The organism is Streptomyces sp. NPDC031479, from assembly GCF_055581065.1.
The window spans coordinates 63,653-82,547 of the sequence record NZ_JBVIKC010000008.1; the positions used below are offsets into that span (position 1 = coordinate 63,653).

The 18,895-nt window shown below is 73.3% G+C and carries 15 protein-coding genes and 1 pseudogene; 11 read left to right on the forward strand and 5 right to left on the reverse strand.

What is annotated here, in order from left to right; genetic code table 11:
* From ACZ5D2_RS11720 to ACZ5D2_RS11735, 4 genes and pseudogenes are all read left to right on the forward strand, one after another.
* Positions 1-846 carry a DegV family protein gene (locus tag ACZ5D2_RS11720; RefSeq protein ID WP_371678578.1) on the forward strand — a complete coding sequence of 282 codons (846 nt, stop codon included), beginning with the start codon at positions 1-3 and terminating at the stop codon, positions 844-846.
* Positions 847-1,802: 956 nt separating this feature from the next.
* Complete coding sequence (locus ACZ5D2_RS11725) at positions 1,803-2,438, forward strand: ComEA family DNA-binding protein (protein WP_371678579.1); 636 nt, start codon at positions 1,803-1,805, stop codon at positions 2,436-2,438.
* Positions 2,435-4,813 (forward strand): annotated as a pseudogene (locus ACZ5D2_RS11730) (ComEC/Rec2 family competence protein); the annotation flags it as partial. The gene ACZ5D2_RS11725 and the pseudogene ACZ5D2_RS11730, both read left to right, overlap by 4 nt.
* A 136-nt stretch (positions 4,814-4,949) precedes the next feature.
* A complete protein-coding gene (locus ACZ5D2_RS11735; protein WP_371678580.1) occupies positions 4,950-5,831 on the forward strand; it encodes a YceI family protein in 882 nt (293 codons plus the stop codon).
* A gap of 8 nt (positions 5,832-5,839) precedes the next feature.
* Here the strand turns inward: ACZ5D2_RS11735 and ACZ5D2_RS11740 are convergent, their stop codons facing one another.
* Positions 5,840-6,082, reverse strand: a complete 243-nt coding sequence (locus ACZ5D2_RS11740) for a hypothetical protein (protein WP_371678581.1) — start codon at positions 6,080-6,082, stop codon at positions 5,840-5,842.
* Positions 6,083-6,143: 61 nt separating this feature from the next.
* Here ACZ5D2_RS11740 and holA point away from each other — a divergent pair, with 61 nt between their 5' ends.
* Positions 6,144-7,136 carry a DNA polymerase III subunit delta gene (gene holA / locus ACZ5D2_RS11745; RefSeq protein WP_371678582.1) on the forward strand — a complete coding sequence of 331 codons (993 nt, stop codon included), beginning with the start codon at positions 6,144-6,146 and terminating at the stop codon, positions 7,134-7,136.
* A gap of 162 nt (positions 7,137-7,298) precedes the next feature.
* Here holA and ACZ5D2_RS11750 read toward each other — a convergent pair whose 3' ends face one another.
* Both ACZ5D2_RS11750 and rpsT read right to left on the reverse strand, forming a co-directional pair.
* Positions 7,299-8,090, reverse strand: a complete 792-nt coding sequence (locus ACZ5D2_RS11750) for a hypothetical protein (RefSeq protein ID WP_371678583.1) — start codon at positions 8,088-8,090, stop codon at positions 7,299-7,301.
* Positions 8,091-8,364: 274 nt separating this feature from the next.
* Positions 8,365-8,631 carry a 30S ribosomal protein S20 gene (gene rpsT, locus ACZ5D2_RS11755; protein ID WP_266788134.1) on the reverse strand — a complete coding sequence of 89 codons (267 nt, stop codon included), beginning with the start codon at positions 8,629-8,631 and terminating at the stop codon, positions 8,365-8,367.
* 250 nt (positions 8,632-8,881) lie between these two features.
* Between rpsT and lepA the strand changes: the two genes are divergently transcribed.
* The 4 genes from lepA to ACZ5D2_RS11775 all read left to right on the forward strand — a co-directional run bounded on the left by lepA (position 8,882) and on the right by ACZ5D2_RS11775 (position 14,875).
* A complete protein-coding gene (gene lepA, locus ACZ5D2_RS11760; protein ID WP_030226936.1) occupies positions 8,882-10,747 on the forward strand; it encodes a translation elongation factor 4 in 1,866 nt (621 codons plus the stop codon).
* A gap of 291 nt (positions 10,748-11,038) precedes the next feature.
* Positions 11,039-12,931 (forward strand): AMP-dependent synthetase/ligase, encoded by a 1,893-nt coding sequence (locus ACZ5D2_RS11765; protein ID WP_371678584.1) that lies wholly within the window; start codon positions 11,039-11,041, stop codon positions 12,929-12,931.
* Between the two features lie 56 nt (positions 12,932-12,987).
* The gene (gene hemW, locus ACZ5D2_RS11770; protein WP_266838951.1) at positions 12,988-14,220 is read left to right on the forward strand and encodes a radical SAM family heme chaperone HemW; all 1,233 of its coding nucleotides are present in this window, start codon (positions 12,988-12,990) and stop codon (positions 14,218-14,220) included.
* A gap of 100 nt (positions 14,221-14,320) precedes the next feature.
* Complete coding sequence (locus ACZ5D2_RS11775; protein ID WP_371678585.1) at positions 14,321-14,875, forward strand: Uma2 family endonuclease; 555 nt, start codon at positions 14,321-14,323, stop codon at positions 14,873-14,875.
* Positions 14,876-14,881: 6 nt separating this feature from the next.
* Here ACZ5D2_RS11775 and ACZ5D2_RS11780 read toward each other — a convergent pair whose 3' ends face one another.
* Together ACZ5D2_RS11780 and ACZ5D2_RS11785 are read right to left on the reverse strand one after the other, a co-directional pair.
* A complete protein-coding gene (locus tag ACZ5D2_RS11780; RefSeq protein ID WP_371678586.1) occupies positions 14,882-15,682 on the reverse strand; it encodes a DUF3097 domain-containing protein in 801 nt (266 codons plus the stop codon).
* 28 nt (positions 15,683-15,710) lie between these two features.
* A complete protein-coding gene (locus tag ACZ5D2_RS11785; protein ID WP_371678587.1) occupies positions 15,711-16,442 on the reverse strand; it encodes an MBL fold metallo-hydrolase in 732 nt (243 codons plus the stop codon).
* Positions 16,443-16,652: 210 nt separating this feature from the next.
* Between ACZ5D2_RS11785 and hrcA the strand changes: the two genes are divergently transcribed.
* Positions 16,653-17,669: a heat-inducible transcriptional repressor HrcA gene (hrcA, locus tag ACZ5D2_RS11790; protein WP_030226948.1), complete on the forward strand. Its 1,017-nt coding sequence runs from the start codon at positions 16,653-16,655 to the stop codon at positions 17,667-17,669.
* Positions 17,670-18,806, forward strand: a complete 1,137-nt coding sequence (gene dnaJ / locus ACZ5D2_RS11795; RefSeq protein WP_266838944.1) for a molecular chaperone DnaJ — start codon at positions 17,670-17,672, stop codon at positions 18,804-18,806. It begins immediately after the preceding gene.
* Positions 18,807-18,895: the final 89 nt, after the last annotated feature.

Sequence of the window (18,895 nt, forward strand, 5' to 3'; positions counted from 1 at the left end):
ATGTCCCGCCATGTCGCGATCGTCACCGATTCCACGGCCTATCTGCCCCCACCGGCGATGGCGCGGCACGGAATCACCGCAGTCCCCCTGACCGTGGTCCTGGGGGACGAGGCCCTCGAAGAGGGCACCGAGATCTCGGCCCGCAGCCTCGCCGTGGCCCTCCAGAAGCGCCGGCCCGTGACCACCTCCCGCCCAGGTCCGGAGGAGTTCGTACGGGCCTACCGGGCGGCCGCGGACGCCGGTGCGACGGGCATCGTGAGCCTGCACCTGTCCGCCGAGTTCTCGGGCACCTACGACGCCGCCGTGGTCGCGGCCAAGACGGCCCCCGTCCCGGTCCGTGTCGTCGACACCGGGATGGTCGCGATGGCCCTCGGCTTCTGCGCCCTCGCCGCGGCGGAGGCGGCCGACGCGGGGGGCTCCGTCGACGAGGCCGTGGCCGCGGCCGAGAAGCGGGCCGGGGAGATGGCGGCGTACTTCTACGTGGACACCCTCGACTACCTGCGCCGGGGCGGCCGGATCGGGGCCGCGCAGGCCCTCCTGGGGTCGGCACTGGCCGTCAAGCCGCTGCTGACGCTGGACGGCGGGCGGATCGAGATGCTGGAGAAGGTACGGACCGCCTCCAAGGCCATCGCGCGCCTGGAGGAGCTGGCGGTCGAGCGGGCCGGGACGCGCAGCGTCGACGTCGCCGTGCACCACCTCGCGGCCCCGGAGCGGGCCGAGAAGCTCGCCCAGCGGCTCCGCGAACGCATCCCGGGTCTGGTCGAGCTGCACGTCAGCGAGGTCGGAGCTGTGATCGGCGCGCACACCGGGCCGGGGCTGCTGGCGGCGGTCGTGTCGCCCCGCTGATCACCGGAACGGGTGGCGGAGTTGTCCACAACGGGCGCTCCATCCACCGGAATCGGTGACTCCGAACGGGGATCGGGGATCGGTCCTAGCGTCGTGGCATGACTCTTCGCATGCGTGCCCCGCGCCGTTCCGGGGCTTCTGAAGTGGTGGTCGGTCACGACGCCGCCCTGCGGGGCGGGGGTGGCGCGGGTGGTGCTCGCGGGTTGGGTGCCGCGCCTGGGCGGGTCCGTGGCTCCGACGGGCGGATCCGGTCGAGGCCCCGGGCGGACCCCGCCGTGGTACGGCGCCGGGCGCAGGCCCTGCTGGCGGGCAACCCGCGGGCGACGCCGGGAGCGGCAGGGGCAGGGGCGGGACCGGGGTCGAGGCCGGGGGCGAACCCCGGGGCCGGGGTGCTGTCGCAGCTGGAGCCGCAGCCGCGGGCGGAGCCGGGGCCGGAGCGGCCTTCGCGGACGCGGTCGGGGCCGGGAGCCGGGGCCGGGGTGGAGGTCCCGGGGCGGGTGGCCGATCCACCGCCCGACGCGGAGCCCTGGCCGGGCGCCTATCCCCAGGTCTGGCCCGAGGTGGCGGGGCCGGCGGAGGCGGCAGCGGGGGTGACGTCGGGGGCGGCGAGGGCATTCGTCGGGCCGGTGGAGCGGACGGGGCCGGTTGGGCTGGTGAGTCCGGTTGGACTGGTGAGCCAAGAGGGTTCGGTGGGACCGGTCGAGCCAGTGGAGCCCGGGGTGACCGGGGCGGGTGGGGTGCCCAGAGTGCCGCGGGTGCGGAGAGTGTCTCTGGCGGCTGTTGGGCGGTCGGTGACCCGGGTGCCGGGGGCGCACGCCGGGCGGGGGGTGCCCGGGGGGTCGGACGAGCCGGTCGGGCCCGTGGAACCGGCCGTCCGGGCGGCGGAGGGGCGCGGCACGTCGGCCGGGCCGAGGGGGGCCGGTGCGGGGGCTCGGTGGCCGGCGGTGCGGGAGCGGATGCCGGTGTGGGTGCAGGCCCGGTGCGGGATGGAGCCGCGGACGGTGGTGGCCGTCGCCGTCGTGTTGGTCGCGGCGCTCGGATTCGCCGCCCAGCAGTACTGGTCCGGGCGTCCGCGGCCGGTGACGGCCCCCGCGGTGGTCGCCCCGCCGTCCGTGCCGTCCTCGCCGCCCTCGGTCCCGGGCGCCCCGGCCGTCGGCGGAGGGGAGCGGATCGTGGTGGACGTCGGCGGTGGGGTCCGGGAACCGGGGGTGCGGCGGCTGCCCGGCGGCTCGCGGGTGGAGGACGCGCTGGCCGCCGCCGGGGGAGTGGTGCCCGGCACCGACACCACCGGGCTCAACCGGGCCCGGATCCTGGTGGACGGCGAGCAGGTGCTGGTGGGAGCCACCGCGCAGCCGGGTCAGGGCGGCCCGGGAAGCCCGGGGGCTGCCGGACCGGGCCCCGGCCCGTTGAGCCTGGCCAGTGCCACCGTCGAGCAGCTGGACGGGCTGCCCGGGGTCGGCCCGGTGCTCGCGCGGCACATCGTCGACTTCCGTACCGCCCGGGGCGGCTTCCGCACCGTCGAGGACCTCCGGCAGGTCGACGGCATCGGCGAGCGCCGGTTCGCCGACCTGCGCGGGCTGGTGCGGCCGTGAGCACCCCGGAGCGGGGCGGGGCCGTGGCGGTGGACCTGCGGCTGGCGGGGCCGGCGGTGGCCGTCTGGGGAGCGGCCGCTCTCGCGCTAGGGCTGCCCGGGGCGTGGACCGCCGTCGGAGCGGGGCTCGCGGTGGCCGTGGCGGGGGTGCTGCTGCTGGCGGCCTCCCGCCGGCCGCAGCCGCTGTGGCGGGTAGGTACGGCCGCGGCCGCCGCGCTGCTGTGCGCGGCCGCCGGGGCGGGGGTGGCCGGGCTGGAGCGGGCGGAGGCGCGGGCGGGGCCCGTGGCCGGGCTGGCCCGGGAGCACGCCCGGGTCCTGGTGGAGCTCACCGTCGGCTCGGACCCCCGCGCCACCCGGGGCGGGAGCGGGCCGCCCGGGGTGGTCCTGGACGCGGTGGTGACCCGGGTGACCGGGCCCGACGGGGTGACGACCCGGGTCCGGACACCGGTGCGGGTGCTGGCCGGGCACCCGGGATGGGCCGCGCTGCAACCCTCGACCCGGCTGACGGTGGCCGCCCGGCTGGCACCGGCGCTGGACGGGGAACGGGCCGTGGCGCTGCTGCGGCCGGCCGTCGGCACCCCGCCCGGGGTGAGCGGCGGCCCCGGTGCGGCGCAGCGCCTGGCGGGGAGCCTGCGGGCCGGGCTGCGGGAGGCCACCGAAGGGCTCCCCGCCGACGCGCGGGCCCTGCTGCCGGGGCTGGTGGTCGGCGACACCTCCCGGGTGCCGCCCGACCTGCACGCGGCGTTCGAGGCCACCGATCTGCTGCACCTGCTGGCCGTCTCCGGGTCCAACCTGACCGTGGTGCTGTACCTGCTCATCGGGTCCCCGGCCCGCGCGCAGCAGGCCGAGCGGAGCGGGCTCGCGCCCCGCCTGGGGCTGTCGCTGCGGGCCACGGCCCTGGGCGGGGCCGCGCTGACGCTGGCGTTCGTGGTGGTGTGCCGGCCCGAGCCGAGCGTGCTGCGGGCCGCCGCCTGCGGGGCGGTGACCCTGCTCGCCCTCGCCACCGGGCGGCGCAGGTCCCTGATCCCGGCGCTGGCCGCGGCCGTGGTGCTGCTGGTGCTGTACGACCCGTGGCTGGCGCGCAGCTACGGTTTCCTGCTCTCCGTGCTGGCCACCGGGGCGCTGCTCACCCTCGGGCCGAGGTGGGGCGAGGCCCTGCGGCGGCGGGGGATGCGGCCGAGGCTCGCCGACGCGCTCGGGGCGGCCGCCGCGGCGCAGGCGGTGTGCGCGCCGGTGGTGGTCGTGCTCTCCGCCCGGGTGAGCCTCGTCGCGGTGCCCTGCAACCTGTTGGCGGAGCTGGCGGCGGGTCCGGCCACGGTGCTCGGCTTCACGGTCCTCGCAGTGGCCCCGCTGTCCCTGCCCGCGGCGAAGGCGCTCGCCTGGTGCGCGGGGGTACCGGCGGGGTGGATCGCGGCCGTGGCGCGGGCGGGGTCCCGGCTGCCGGGGGCGGAGCTGCCCTGGCCCGGCGGGCTCGGCGGAGGGCTGCTCCTGGTCCTCGTCACGGCGGCCGTCGTCGGGCTCGGAGTCCGCTACGGACGGCGGCGCGGGGTCCGGGCCGGCCTGGTGGTGTTGCTGCTGGTCGCGGTGGTGCGGCCGCCGCTGCCGACCCGGGTGATCACCGGCTGGCCGCCGCCGGACTGGACCTACGCGCAGTGCGCGGTGGGGCAGGGGGACGCCGCCGTCCTCTCCGCCGGTCCCGGGACGGCCGTCGTCGTGGACACCGGTCCGGAGCCCGGCCCGGTCGACTCCTGCCTGCGGGCCCTGGGTGTGAGACGCGTCCCACTGCTCCTGCTGACGCATTTTCACGCCGACCACGTGGGAGGGCTGTCCGGGGTGCTGCGGGGCCGCTCCGTCGGTGTGATCCAGACCACCGTCCTGCAGGAGCCGGCCGCGCAGGCGGCCGTGGTCCGGCGCACCGCGGCGGCCGCCCGGGTCCCCGTCGTCCCGACGGCGGCGGGGGAGCGGCGCAGGGCCGGGCCGCTGGAATGGCAGGTGCTCTGGCCGCCGGCTTCCGGCCCGCCCCCGGACGGCCCCAACGACGCGAGCGTCGTCCTGCTGGTGCGCACGTCGGGTCTGACGCTGCTGCTGCCGGGAGACCTCGAACCGCCCGCCCAGCAGGCCCTCTTGAGGGCGCATCCGGAACTGGGCCCGGTGGACGTGCTCAAGGTGGCCCACCACGGCTCGGCGCACCAGGACCCCGGTCTGCAGGACCGGATCCGGCCACGACTCGCGATCGTCCCCGTCGGCGCGGGCAACCGCTACGGACACCCCGCACCGGGTACGCTCGCGCAGCTGAGGGCGCGTGGGACGACTGTGCTGCGCACGGATCGGGACGGCTCCGTGGCCGTCGCCGGAAGCGGCTCGGGGATGCGAGCATTTCCAGCCGGACGGCGCCGGAACCGGCGTGGTCATACCGGGCGCGACCGCTCTGTTTGCCCACAACCCGACAGCATGATCGAATGCGTCTTCGCCAGAACGGTCCAAGTCCACACAGCACGGGGGTGCATTAGCCATGTTCGGTCGCAGACGGGGGATGGAGACGGCGGGGAGCGCCGGCTCGCACACATCCGCGACCCTTTCACTGCCGCCCACGGCGCGGTTGTTGAGCTGCAGGGTGCTCGATACGGTCCACCAGCCCATCCGCCAGGCCAAGTTCGAGGTGACCGACCCGATCGGAAGACGGGTCGTCAGCGGGGAGACAGACCCCTACGGCGGGTTCACGGCGGCCATGCCGGAGGGGGAGTACCGGCTCTCGGTCACCGCGGAGGGGTACGCGCCGTTCCACGGTGCCACGCTGGTGGGGGACCCGGCGCAGCCCGGCACCGCGGAGATCATCCTGGACGCGGTGGAGCCGCCGCTGCTGCCGCAGCCCGGCCACTGGGAACTCGACCCGACGCACTCCTCGATCGGCTTCACGGCCCGGCACATCGGCTTCGCCAGGATCCACGGCCGGTTCACCACCTTCGCCGGCGCGGTACGGATAGCCGAGCGCATGGAGGACTCCTCCATGCACGTCATCATCGACGCGGCGAGCATCGACACGGGTCTGCGGATGCGGGACGACCACCTGCGCTCCGCCGACTTCCTCGACGCCGCCCGGTACCCGACGGTCGAGTTCTACAGCGAGCGGTTCATCCACCGCAGCGGCAGCCGCTGGGCGGTCGCGGGAGCCCTGACGCTGCACGGTGTCAGCCGCTCCGTGACCCTCGACACCCAGTACCTGGGCAACGGCACGGGCCTGGAGGGCGAACCGCGCGCCGCCTGCCGTGCCACGGCCGAACTGCACCGCGAGGACTTCAGCCTGAACTGGCAGTCGGTCCTGGCGCAGGGGATCGCGGCGATCGGTTCGAGCGTGGAAGTGGAGCTGGACGTGCAGATCGTCCACAAGGCGTAGGGCCCGCCCTACGGGGCTTCCAGCCAGCCCTCGTACTCGGCGGCGAGCTCGTCCAGCGAGGCCGCCTCCAGCCGTTCCTGCGGGTCCTCGACGACCACCAGCCACTGGGCGTCCTCGGCGTCGTCCTCTCCGGCGAGGGCGTCGCGGACCAGTTGGGGTTCCTCGGGCAGGCCGAAGCGGTCGACGGCCTCCTGGGCCACCTCCTCGGCGGCGTCGCGGTCGGGCAGGACCAGTACGTGTCGCTCGTTCACCCGACCATTCTCGGGCACCGGGCGCGGGGCACTGTCGGTGCGGCGTGGGATGCTGGGGGCGATGGCCACCAGGAAGAACTCCACCGACGAACCGCTTGCCCCGCTCACCGTCGCGGTGGGGCAGGAGGACCTGCTGCTCGACCGCGCCGTGCGGGACGTCGTGACGGCGGCCCGCGCGGCCGACGCCGACACCGATGTGCGGGACCTCACGTCCGATCAGCTCCAGCCCGGCACGCTGGCGGAGCTGACGAGCCCTTCGCTGTTCTCCGAGCGCAAGGTCCTGATCGTCCGCAACGCGCAGGACCTGGGCGCGGACACGGTGAAGGAGGTCAAGGCCTACCTCGCCGCGCCGTACGAGGAGATTGCCCTGGTCCTCCTGCACGCCGGCGGGGTCAAGGGCAAGGGTCTGCTGGACGCGGCCCGCAAGGCCGGGGCCCGGGAGATCGCCTGCCCGAAGATGACGAAGGCCGCGGACCGGCTGTCGTTCGTGCGGGGCGAGTTCCGCGCGCTGGGGCGCTCCGCGACCCCGGAGGCCTGCCAGACCCTGGTCGACGCGATCGGCAGCGACCTGCGGGAGCTGGCGAGCGCGGCGGCGCAGCTGTGCGCGGACGTCGAGGGCACCATCGACGAGGCGGTGGTCGGCCGCTACTACACGGGCCGGGCCGAGGCCTCCAGCTTCACGGTCGCCGACCGTGCGGTGGAGGGGCGGGCCGCCGAGGCCCTGGAAGCCCTGCGCTGGTCGCTGTCCACGGGAGTGGCCCCGGTGCTGATCACCAGCGCGCTGGCCCAGGCGGTCCGGGCGATCGGGAAGCTCGCCTCCGCCCCGCGCGGCGCCCGTCCGGGCGACCTCGCGCGGGACCTGGGAATGCCGCCGTGGAAGATCGACCGGGTCCGTCAGCAGATGCGGGGCTGGTCGGCGGACGCGGTCTCGGACGCCCTGCGCGCCGTGGCCGCGGCCGACGCGGGCGTCAAGGGCGGCGGGGACGACCCCGAGTACGCCCTGGAGAAGGCCGTCGTGGCCGTGGCCCGCGCGGCCCGCCCCCAGCGCCGCTAGTGCTCTGACCGGAAGGTCCACCGGGTCACGGCGCCCGGCACGCCATTCCGGCCATCGCACCAGGTCCCGCCCCCGGCGCCGCCAGGTCCTGCTGGCGTCGGCCTCCCGGCCCCGCCCGCCCCCGGTCCGCCGGGGGGTCCGCCGGGCACCCCGGCCGCGGCGTCAGGACGCGCGGGGCCGGTGTCCGGTCAGCTTCTGCCAGACGTCGCACTCCGCCTCCCAGTCGGCGAGGGCCCGCAGCAGGCGGGGGTCCGCCCGCTGCGTCTCGCCGAGGGCCGTGGCCTCCATGCGGGCCTGGTCCCGCCGCGCCGCGGTGTCGGACTCCAGCTGCTGGAGCTCGGTGTCGATCTCGGCGGTGCGTTCCCGCGCCGTCTCCCGGAAGGCCCTGGCCGCCAGCACCTGGTTGTGGATCCGGTCGCAGAAGTGCCGCACCGTCGTCTCGCGGTGGTCGGCCCGCGCGTACGAGGCGGTGCGGTGGGTGCCGTCCTGCCGGGTGACGTGGAGGAAGAGGTGCTCGCGGGCGTCCGAGAAGCTGACGGTGAGGTCGGCCAGGGGGAGCGTCTCGTCGATCCCGGTGGGAGCCTCCTCGCCTTCGGGAGCCTCCTTCATGAACAGCAGGACGTGCTGGTGCAGCCGGAGCTGTCCCAGACGGGGTCCCACGGCCGCGCCCCACCCCGGCCGCAGCAACCGCTGCCGCTCCGCCTTCAGGGTCCGGGCCTCGTGCCGGCCCCGCTGCTCGATCCCCTCGACGTGCTCCCGCGCCCGTGCCAGGTGCCGCCGCTGCTCGCCCTCCACGGCCCGCCTGTTCACACGGGTGCGGTGCAGGGCCTCGCGCTGGTCACGGTGCGCGGCGGCGAAGGCGTAGCGCCATTCGCTCATGCGGCACGGGTACAGGCGCAGCCGCCGCAGCGCCCAGAACGCTCCGAATCCCAGGACCACGAGCACTATGAGCACGGCGTTCAAGGTCCGCCCTTCTCCCCGGAGCCACGTCGCCAGCAGTGTCCCAGAGGGCCGGAGCGCGGTGAAGGGGGCCGACCCGGAAATGCGGACGGCCCACCCGGTGGGGCCGGGTGGGCCGTCAGTCACCCGGTCGGTGACCGGGGTGATGCTGTGAAGATGCTTGCGCCGCACCCGCGTGGCGAACGCAGGCCGCGTGCGGCGCGGTGTGCCGGCGAGGGAGCGGGAGAGAGGGCCCGCTGGTTCCCTACCGGCGATTCACATCAGGAGCTCAGCCCTGGAGGGTGGCAACCTTGGAGGCCAGCGCCGACTTCTTGTTGGCGGCGGCGTTCTTGTGGATGACACCCTTCGAGACAGCCTTGTCGAGCGCACGCGCGGCGGCGCGGGAAGCCACGGTGGCCTTCTCGACGTCACCGGCGAGGACGGCCTCGCGGGCCTTGCGGATCGCGGTCTTGAGCGAGGACTTGACGGCCTTGTTGCGCAGGCGCGCCTTCTCGTTCGTCTTGTTCCGCTTGATCTGGGACTTGATGTTCGCCACGAAAGAGCCTTTTCAGGTTCAGAGTTTGATCTTCGGATTGTGTCCCGACAGCTGAGAGGGCATACGAGACACAGCTGCCCAGGCTACCAGGCGCGCTCCGACCGGCCCAAACCGAGCGCACTGCCCCGTCCATGGGACCATGGGAGCCTGCGTACAGATCCGACATCGCGCCGACGAAGCCGAAGGCGACGAGATCCGACCTTCGCTGAAGAGACCGCTTCCGACTGCGCCCCGAGAATCAGGACACTGCGTGCCCGCGATCCCCAGCCACGTGCCCGAGCCGAGCCGTACCGACCCGGCGCTGATCCGCAACTTCTGCATCATCGCGCACATCGACCACGGCAAGTCGACGCTCGCCGACCGGATGCTCCAGCTCACCGGTGTCGTCGACCAGCGGCAGATGCGCGCTCAGTACCTCGACCGCATGGACATCGAGCGTGAGCGCGGCATCACGATCAAGTCGCAGGCGGTCCGTCTGCCCTGGGCACCCACCGAGGGTGCGGGCAAGGGCAGCACGCACATCCTGAACATGATCGACACCCCCGGTCACGTCGACTTCACCTACGAGGTCTCGCGCTCCCTCGCGGCGTGCGAGGGCACGATCCTGCTGGTGGACGCCGCCCAGGGCATCGAGGCCCAGACCCTCGCCAACCTGTACCTGGCGATGGAGAACGACCTCGCGATCGTCCCGGTCCTCAACAAGATCGACCTGCCGGCCGCGCAGCCGGAGAAGTTCGCCGAGGAGCTCGCGAACCTGGTCGGCTGCCAGCCCGAGGACGTCCTGCGGGTGTCGGCGAAGACCGGTCTCGGCGTCGACGCCCTGCTCGACAAGGTCGTCGCCACCGTCCCGGCCCCGGTCGGCGTCAAGGACGCCCCGGCCCGCGCGATGATCTTCGACTCGGTCTACGACTCGTACCGCGGCGTCGTCACCTACGTCCGTGTCGTCGACGGCCAGCTCAACAAGCGCGAGCGCATCCGGATGATGTCCACCGGCGCCACGCACGAGCTGCTGGAGATCGGCGTCTCCTCCCCGGAGATGACCTCCTCCGACGGCCTCGGCGTCGGCGAGGTGGGCTACATCATCACCGGCGTGAAGGACGTCCGTCAGTCCAAGGTCGGTGACACCATCACCAGCCTGCACAACGGCGCGACCGAGGCCCTCGGCGGCTACAAGGACCCGCGGCCGATGGTCTTCTCCGGCCTCTACCCGCTCGACGGCTCGGACTACCCGGACCTGCGCGAGGCGCTGGACAAGCTCCAGCTCAACGACGCCGCGCTCGTCTACGAGCCCGAGACCTCGGCGGCCCTCGGCTTCGGCTTCCGCGTCGGCTTCCTCGGCCTGCTCCACCTGGACGTGGTCCGCGAGCGCCTGGAGCGCGAGTTCGGCCTCGACCTGATCGCGACCGCGCCCAACGTGGTCTACCGGGTGGTCCTGGAGGACGGCAAGGAAGTCACCGTCACCAACCCGAGCGAGTTCCCCGAGGGCAAGATCTCGGACGTGTTCGAGCCGGTCGTGCGGGCCACGATCCTCGCGCCCAGCGAGTTCATCGGCGCGATCATGGAGCTCTGCCAGACCCGCCGCGGCACCCTGCTCGGCATGGACTACCTCTCCGAGGACCGGGTCGAGATCCGCTACACCCTCCCCCTCGCGGAGATCGTCTTCGACTTCTTCGACCAGCTGAAGTCCAAGACGCGCGGCTACGCCTCGCTGGACTACGAGCCCACCGGCGAGCAGTCCTCCAGCCTGGTCAAGGTCGACATCCTGCTCCACGGCGACAAGGTCGACGCCTTCTCCGCCGTCACGCACAAGGACGCCGCCTACGCCTACGGCGTGCGCCTCGTCGCCAAGCTGCGCGAGCTCATCCCGCGGCAGGCGTTCGAGGTGCCGATCCAGGCGGCCATCGGCTCGCGCGTCATCGCCCGCGAGACCATCCGCGCCATCCGCAAGGACGTCCTCGCCAAGTGCTACGGCGGTGACATCTCCCGTAAGCGGAAGCTGCTGGAGAAGCAGAAGGAAGGCAAGAAGCGGATGAAGATGGTCGGCTCCGTGGAGGTCCCGCAGGAGGCCTTCATCGCCGTCCTCTCCAGCGACGAGTCCGGCGGCAAGAAGAAGTAACCGGCCGGTAACCGACAGCGGTCGGAGGCGGCCGTGTCAAGCGGTCGCCAAGGGCGGGTCAAGAACCACCCTCGCCCCAAGTCGGACGAATGGGCCCACATGCGCACGCATGGGGGCCCTTTTCGTTATGAAGCGGCCGCTCGGAGGCTCTTACGCGCCGGGCGCACGGCCTCTACGCTGATCACTGCTCGATGGTTACTCGCCAGTTTCAAAAAGGTGCCAGCACCACCCGCCCGTCCCAAAGCGCCCCCACGCCCACGCCCTGCCGCGTGGACCGGTCCGGAGGATGTCGTGAGCGACACACAGACCTTGATCGAGAACCGCCCGCCCACCGTGGCGGCCCTCTTCCTTGACCGCGTCGCCGCCACACCGAACGCGGAGGCCTACCGCTTCCCGGTGCCCGCGGCCGGCCCCGAGGGCGGTCCGGACGACTGGAAGTCGCTGAGCTGGGGGCAGGCGGCCGAGCGGGTCTTCGCCATCGCGGCGGGCCTGATCTCCCTGGGCCTGCGCCCGGAGGAGCGGGTCGCGCTCGCCTCCAACACCCGGGTCGAGTGGATCCTGTCCGACCTCGGCGTGATGTGCGCGGGCGGCGCGGTCACCACGATCTACCCCAGCACCAACGCCGAGGAGTCCTCGTACATCCTCGCGGACTCCGAGAGCCGGGTGCTGATCGCCGAGGACGCCAAGCAGCTCGCGAAGGCCCGCGAGCGCCGCGCCGGCCTGCCGAACCTCGCCCACGTGGTGGTCCTGGACGCGGCCGACGCCGTCGGCGCCGACGGCGACCCCGAGGGCTGGGTCCTCTCCCTCGCCGACCTGGAGGCGCTCGGCAACGAGCACCTGGCCAAGCACCCCGAGGCGGTCAAGGAGCGGATCGCGGCCATCACCGCCGACCAGCTCGCCACCCTCATCTACACCTCCGGCACCACCGGCCGCCCCAAGGGCGTCCGTCTGCCGCACGACAACTGGTCGTACATGGCCAAGGCCACCGTGGCCACGGGCATGATCCACTCGGACGACGTCCAGTACCTGTGGCTGCCGCTGGCGCACGTCTTCGGCAAGGTGCTGACCTCCGGGCAGATCGAGGTCGGGCACGTCACCGCGGTCGACGGCCGGATCGACAAGATCATCGAGAACCTGCCGGTGGTCCAGCCGACGTACATGGCGGCCGTCCCGCGCATCTTCGAGAAGGTCTACAACGGCGTGGCCGCCAAGGCGCGGGCCGGCGGCGGGGCCAAGTACAAGATCTTCCAGTGGTCGGTCGGCGTCGCCCGCGAGTACGCCAAGGTCACCCAGGACAACTTCCGCCGCACGGGCCAGGCCACCGCCCCCTTCGGCCTCGCCACCAAGCACAGGATCGCCGACGCGCTCGTCTACTCCAAGCTCCGCGAGGCCTTCGGCGGCAAGCTGCGGGCCGCCGTCTCCGGCGCCTCCGCCCTCGCCCCCGAGATCGGCTACTTCTTCTCCGGCGCGGGCATCCACATCCTGGAGGGCTACGGCCTGACGGAGTCCAGCGCGGCCTCCTTCGTCAACCCCGGCGAGGCCTACCGCACCGGCACCGTCGGCAAGCCGCTGCCCGGCACCGAGGTCCGCATCGCCGACGACGGCGAGGTCCTGCTGCGCGGCCCCGGCATCATGCAGGGCTACCACGGGCAGCCCGACAAGACCGCCGAGGTGCTGGAGAGCGACGGCTGGCTGCACACCGGCGACATCGGCGAGCTGTCCCCCGACGGGTACCTGCGGATCACCGACCGCAAGAAGGACCTGATCAAGACCTCGGGCGGCAAGTACGTCGCCCCGGCGGAGATCGAGGGCCACTTCAAGGCGATCTGCCCGTACGTGTCGACCATCGTCGTGCACGGCGCCGACCGGAACTTCTGCTCGGCCCTGATCGCCCTCGACGAGCCGGCGATCCTCGGCTGGGCCGCCGAGAACGGCCTGGAGGGCAAGTCGTACGCCCAGGTCCTGGCCGCGCCGGAGACCGACCGCCTGATCGAGACCTACGTCCAGACCCTGAACGAGGGCCTCCAGCGCTGGCAGACGATCAAGAAGTTCCGGATCCTCCCGCGCGACCTGGACGTCGAGCACGGCGACCTGACGCCCAGCCTCAAGCTGAAGCGCCCGGTCGTCGAGCGTGAGTTCAAGCACCTCATCGACGAGATGTACGCGGGTTCCCGGGAGGCCTGACCGGCGCCCGGCCCGACGCGGGAAACGACCTTGGGGCAGTGCGGGACAATGGGCCCATGCCTTCCGCACTGCCCGACGGTGAACCCATGCCCGAAGACGGCTCGCTGCCGTCGCACGCCCTGGCGGGTGCCGGGGACCGGCCGCTCGGGTTCTACCTGCACGTCCCGTACTGCGCCACGCGCTGCGGGTACTGCGACTTCAACACCTACACGGCCACCGAGCTGCGGGGGACCGGCGGGGTGCTCGCCTCCCGGGAGAACTACGCCGACACCCTGATCGACGAGGTCCGCCTGGCCCGCAAGGTGCTCGGGGACGACCCCCGGGCCGTGCGGACCGTCTTCGTCGGCGGCGGCACGCCCACGCTGCTGCCCGCCCGCGACCTCGTCCGGATGCTCGCGGCGATCCGCGACGAGTTCGGGCTGGCCGAGGACGCCGAGGTCACCACCGAGGCCAATCCGGAGTCCGTGGACCCGCGGTACCTCGCGGAGCTCCGCGAGGGCGGCTTCAACCGGATCTCCTTCGGCATGCAGAGCGCGAAGCAGCACGTCCTGAAGGTGCTCGACCGCACCCACACCCCCGGCCGCCCCGAGGCCTGCGTCGCGGAGGCCCGCGCGGCGGGCTTCGAGCACGTCAACCTGGACCTGATCTACGGCACGCCGGGGGAGACGGACCAGGACTGGCGCGACTCCCTGGCCGCGGCCATCGGCGCCGGGCCCGACCACGTCAGCGCCTACGCCCTGATCGTCGAGGAGGGCACGCAGCTGGCCCGCCGGATCCGCCGCGGCGAGGTCCCGATGACCGACGACGACGTCCACGCCGACCGGTACCTGATCGCGGACTCCGTCATGGCGGAGGCCGGGTACTCCTGGTACGAGGTGTCGAACTGGGCCACGACCGAGGCCGGCCGCTGCCTGCACAACGAGCTGTACTGGCGCGGGGCCGACTGGTGGGGCGCGGGCCCGGGCGCCCATTCGCACGTCGGCGGGGTGCGCTGGTGGAACGTGAAGCACCCCGGTGCCTACGCCGCGGCCCTCGCGGAGGGCCGTTCCCCCGGCGCGGGGCGCGAGCTGCTGTCCGCGGAGGACCGGCGCGTGGAGCGGATCCTGCTGGAGCTGCGGCTGGTCGACGGCGTCCCGCTGTCGCTGCTGGCCCCGGCCGGCCTGGCGGCCGCCGGGAAGGCGCTGGCGGACGGGCTGCTGGAGCCGGCCCCGTACGGTGCGGGGCGCGCGGTGCTGACCCTGCGCGGGCGGCTGCTGGCCGACGCGGTGGTGCGGGACCTGGTGGACTGACCACTCCACGGAGTGAATCGCTGCGGATCGGGGCAGGTGCGGCCTAGCCTGTTCGTAGCCTTCTGCCGCAAGCCCGGCGGCAGAAGTGGAGGGCACGGAGATGACCGCTGTGGACGATCGCCGGATGACCGAGTACTTCGAGAGCTTCGAGGCTCCCGAGGGGGTCAAGGTCGAGCTCCTCAGGGGTGAAATCGTGATGATGGCGGGGCCGGACGTGGTCCACAACCTGATCGTCATGTTCGTGCAGCGGCAGATCCCCATGGACCGCTGGTACCCGCTCCAGACGCAGGACGTGGATATTCCGGGGGAATCGTCGGAGCCGCAGCCGGACCTCGTCGTCCTGCCGAGCGAGGCGGCGCCGGAGTCGGGCCGTCTCCTGCCCGCAGCCGCCCTGGCGATGGTGGTCGAGGTCGTTTCCAAGACCAGCAAGCTGCGCGACTACGTGACGAAGCGCTCCATCTACGCGGCCGGCGGCATTCCCGCCTATCTGATCATCGACCCCTTCCAGGCCACGTGCGTGGTGCTCACCGAGCCCTTCGGTGCCGGAGAGGAAGCCGACTACCGGGGCGCGCGGACCAGCAAGTTCGGTGAGCCGGTCCCGCTCGACGTCCTCGGCGTCACGCTCGACACCACGGAGTTCGCCACCCTGCCGTAGACCGGGTCAGGGCGCCGTGACGAAGTCGATCAGCTCCTCCACCCGGCCCAGCAGGGTCGGCTCCAGGTCGCGGTAGGACGTGACGCGGGACAGGACGTGCTGCCAGGCGGCCCCGGTGTTCTCCGGCCAGCCCAGGGCCCGGCAGACGCCCGTCTTCCAGTCCTGGCCGCGCGGCACCTCGGGCCACGCCCGGATGCCCAGCGCGGACGGCTTCACCGCCTGCCAGACGTCCACGTACGGGTGACCCACCACCAGCACGTCCGGGGAGGTGACCGATGCCGCGATCCGGGATTCCTTCGACCCCGGCACCAGGTGGTCCACCAGGACGCCGAGGCGGGCGTCCGGCCCGGGGGCGAACTCCTCCACCACGGCCGCGAGGTCGTCGACGCCCTCCAGGTACTCCACCACCACGCCCTCGATGCGCAGGTCGTCACCCCAGACCCGCTCCACCAGTTCGGCGTCGTGACGGCCCTCCACGTAGATCCGTCCGGCGCGCGCCACCCGGGCCCGCGCCCCCGGGAGGGCCAGCGAGCCCGAGGCCGTACGGGCGGGCGCGGCGGGTGCCCGCGACGGGCGGGTCAGGGTCACCACGGCGCCGTCCAGCACGAAGCCGCGCGGCTCCAGGGGGAAGACCCGGCGCTTGCCGAAACGGTCCTCCAGGGTCACCGTGCCCGCCTCGCACGCCACCACCGCACCGCAGAAGTCGGTGCCCGCCACCTCGACCACCAGATCGGGGTCCGCGGCCACCTCCGGCACGGCCTTGGCACGCTTCCACTGCGGGGTCAGGTCGGGGGAGTACTCGCGCATCCGGCCGACACTAGGAGAACCGCCGCCGTCAGGTCCGCGACACGCCGAACAGGTCCGCCAGTGTGTCGTGTTGGGCACGCACGAAGCCGGCACCGACCACCGCTCCGTGACCCGGCACGTACAGCGCGTCGTCCCCGCCCAGCGCGAGCAGGCGGTCCAGGGCGGCGGGCCACTGCCCGGGCACCGCGTCCGTGCCGGCCTGGGGCTCGCCCGACTCCTCCACCAGGTCCCCGCAGAACACCACCTCCCGCTCGCCCGGCACCAGGACCGTCAGGTCGTGCTGCGAGTGCGCGGGCCCGACGTTGGCCAGCAGTACCTGTACGCCGCCCAGCTCCAGCGTCCACTCGCCCGACACCAGGTGCTCCGGCGCCCGCAGCAGGCCCGCCGCCTCGGCCGCCTCCGCCTCGTCCAGGCCCTGGCTGACCGCGCTCACGCGCAGCTCCTCACGGCCGCCGGGGGTCGCCAGCAGCCGGTCGAGGCCGACCGCCCCGTAGAACCGGGCGCCCTCGAAGGCCGGGCCGCCCAGCACGTGGTCGAAATGTCCGTGTGTGAATGCGATATGGGTCACGCGCCGGCCCGTCAGCCGCTCCGCCTCGGCCCGCACCAGGGCCCCCTCGCGCACGCAGGATCCGGGGTCGATCAGGAGCACCGACTCGTCCCCCACCACCAGTCCCACCGTGCAGTCCCACACCGGGAGCCGCCGCCGGCCGGCCCGCCCGGTCAGCCGTTCCCAGCCCGCCTCTTCCCAACGTACGTCCATGGGGCGACGCTACCCTGGCGGGCCGCCCTTGCCCCCGGTGTACTACCCGGCCGTACACTGACCGGGGGATCTCTGGCACTCGGGCGCTCGGAGTGCCAACCAGGGCCCGGGGGAAGCTCCGGCGGACCGCCGGCGGCGGGCCCGCCGCCCGCGAACCCCACGACCGACCGACGACCGACCGACGACCGACCGCATCCGGAGGTGTGCGCGATGCTCAGTGAACGCAGGCTCGAAGTGCTGCGCGCCATCGTCCAGGACTACGTCGGGACGGAGGAGCCGGTCGGTTCCAAGGCCCTCACCGAGCGCCACCGCCTCGGCGTCTCGCCCGCCACCGTGCGCAACGACATGGCCGTGCTGGAGGAGGAGGGCTACATCGCGCAGCCCCACACCAGCGCCGGCCGGATCCCCACCGACAAGGGCTACCGCCTCTTCGTCGACAAGCTGGCGGGGGTCAAGCCGCTGTCGACGCCCGAGCGGCGGGCCATCCAGAACTTCCTCGACGGCGCCGTCGACCTCGACGACGTGGTCGGCCGCACGGTGCGGCTGCTCGCGCAGCTCACCCGGCAGGTCGCCGTCGTCCAGTACCCCTCGCTGACCCGCTCCACCGTCCGGCACGTCGAGCTGCTGTCGCTGGCCCCGGCCCGGCTGATGCTCGTACTGATCACGGACACCGGGCGGGTCGAGCAGCGGCTCGTCGACACCCAGACGCCCTTCGGTGAGACCTCCCTCGCCGACCTGCGGGCGCGGCTGAACAGCCGGGTCGTCGGCCGTCGGTTCACCGACGTGCCGCAGCTCGTGCAGGACCTTCCGGAGTCGTTCGAGATCGACGACAGGGCGACCGTCAAGGCCGTCCTGGCGACCCTTCTCGAAACGCTGGCCGAGGAGGCGGAGGAGCGGCTGATGATCGGCGGCACCGCCAACCTCACTCGCTTCGGACATGATTTTCCCTTGACGATCAGGCCGGTGCTCGAAGCGCTCGAGGAGCACGTCGTGCTCCTCAAGCTGCTGGGCGAGGCGGGGGAGTCGGGGATGGCCGTACGGATCGGGCACGAGAACGCCTACGAGGGACTCAACTCCACGTCGGTCGTGTCCGTCGGCTACGGTTCGGGCGGCGAAGCAGTCGCCAAACTCGGCGTGGTCGGACCGACCCGCATGGACTACCCCGGAACGATGGGAGCGGTACGCGCAGTGGCACGTTACGTCGGACAGATCCTGGCGGAGTCGTAAGTGGCCACGGACTACTACGCCGTACTCGGCGTACGCCGCGACGCGTCCCAGGATGAGATCAAGAAGGCCTTCCGGCGGCTCGCGCGCGAGCTGCACCCGGACGTCAATCCCGATCCCAAGACGCAAGAGCGCTTCAAGGAGATCAACGCCGCCTACGAGGTCCTCTCGGACCCGCAGAAGAAGCAGGTCTACGACCTCGGCGGCGACCCGCTGTCCTCCTCGGGCGGCGGCGGCGCGGGCGGCTTCGGCGCGGGCGGCTTCGGCAACTTCTCGGACATCATGGACGCCTTCTTCGGCCAGTCCCAGCAGCGCGGCCCGCGCTCGCGGACCCGCCGCGGCCAGGACGCCATGATCCGTCTGGACCTGGAACTGGACGAGGCCGCCTTCGGCACGACCAAGGACATCCAGGTCGACACGGCCGTCGTCTGCACCACCTGCTCGGGCGAGGGCGCCGCCCCCGGCACCTCCGCGCAGACCTGTGACATGTGCCGCGGCCGCGGTGAGGTCTCGCAGGTCACCCGGTCCTTCCTGGGCCAGGTCATGACCTCGCGTCCCTGCCCGCAGTGCCAGGGCTTCGGCACCGTGGTCCCGACCCCGTGCCCCGAGTGCGCGGGCGACGGCCGGGTCCGCTCCCGCCGCAGCCTGACGGTCAAGATCCCCGCCGGTGTCGAGAACGGCACCCGGATCCAGCTCGCGGGTGAGGGCGAGGTCGGCCCCGGCGGCGGCCCCGCCGGCGACCTGTACGTGGAGATCCACGAGCTGCCGCACCCGACCTTCCAGCGGCGCGGGGACGACCTGCACTGCACGGTCACCATCCCCATGACGGCGGCGGCCCTGGGCACCAAGTGCCCGCTGGAGACGCTGGACGGCATGGAGGAGATCGACATCCGGCCCGGCACCCAGTCCGGCCAGGCGATCCCGCTGCACGGGCGGGGCGTCACGCACCTGCGCGGCGGCGGGCGCGGCGACCTGATCGTCCACGTCGAGGTCACCACCCCCGGCAAGCTGGACCCCCAGCAGGAGGACCTGCTGCGCCAGCTCGCGAAGCTGCGTGGCGAGGAGCGCCCGACGGGCCAGTTCGCCCCCGGCCAGCAGGGGCTCTTCAGCCGCCTGAAGGACGCGTTCAACGGCCGCTGACCGGCCCGCGGCAGCACGCAGGAGCCCGGTCCGGGGACGCCCCGGACCGGGCTCCGCGCTTTCCTCGCGGCCGGAGGGAACTGGACTAT

Bases quoted from the DNA above. Each gene is read 5' to 3' on its own strand.
- ACZ5D2_RS11720 (WP_371678578.1), top strand. From the start codon at position 1: ATGTCCCGCCATGTCGCGATCGTCACCGATTCCACGGCCTATCTGCCC.
- ACZ5D2_RS11725 (WP_371678579.1), top strand. From the start codon at position 1,803: ATGCCGGTGTGGGTGCAGGCCCGGTGCGGGATGGAGCCGCGGACGGTG.
- ACZ5D2_RS11735 (WP_371678580.1), top strand. From the start codon at position 4,950: ATGTTCGGTCGCAGACGGGGGATGGAGACGGCGGGGAGCGCCGGCTCG.
- holA (WP_371678582.1), top strand. From the start codon at position 6,144: ATGGCCACCAGGAAGAACTCCACCGACGAACCGCTTGCCCCGCTCACC.
- hemW (WP_266838951.1), top strand. From the start codon at position 12,988: ATGCCTTCCGCACTGCCCGACGGTGAACCCATGCCCGAAGACGGCTCG.
- ACZ5D2_RS11775 (WP_371678585.1), top strand. From the start codon at position 14,321: ATGACCGCTGTGGACGATCGCCGGATGACCGAGTACTTCGAGAGCTTC.
- ACZ5D2_RS11780 (WP_371678586.1), bottom strand. From the start codon at position 15,682: ATGCGCGAGTACTCCCCCGACCTGACCCCGCAGTGGAAGCGTGCCAAG.
- ACZ5D2_RS11785 (WP_371678587.1), bottom strand. From the start codon at position 16,442: ATGGACGTACGTTGGGAAGAGGCGGGCTGGGAACGGCTGACCGGGCGG.
- hrcA (WP_030226948.1), top strand. From the start codon at position 16,653: ATGCTCAGTGAACGCAGGCTCGAAGTGCTGCGCGCCATCGTCCAGGAC.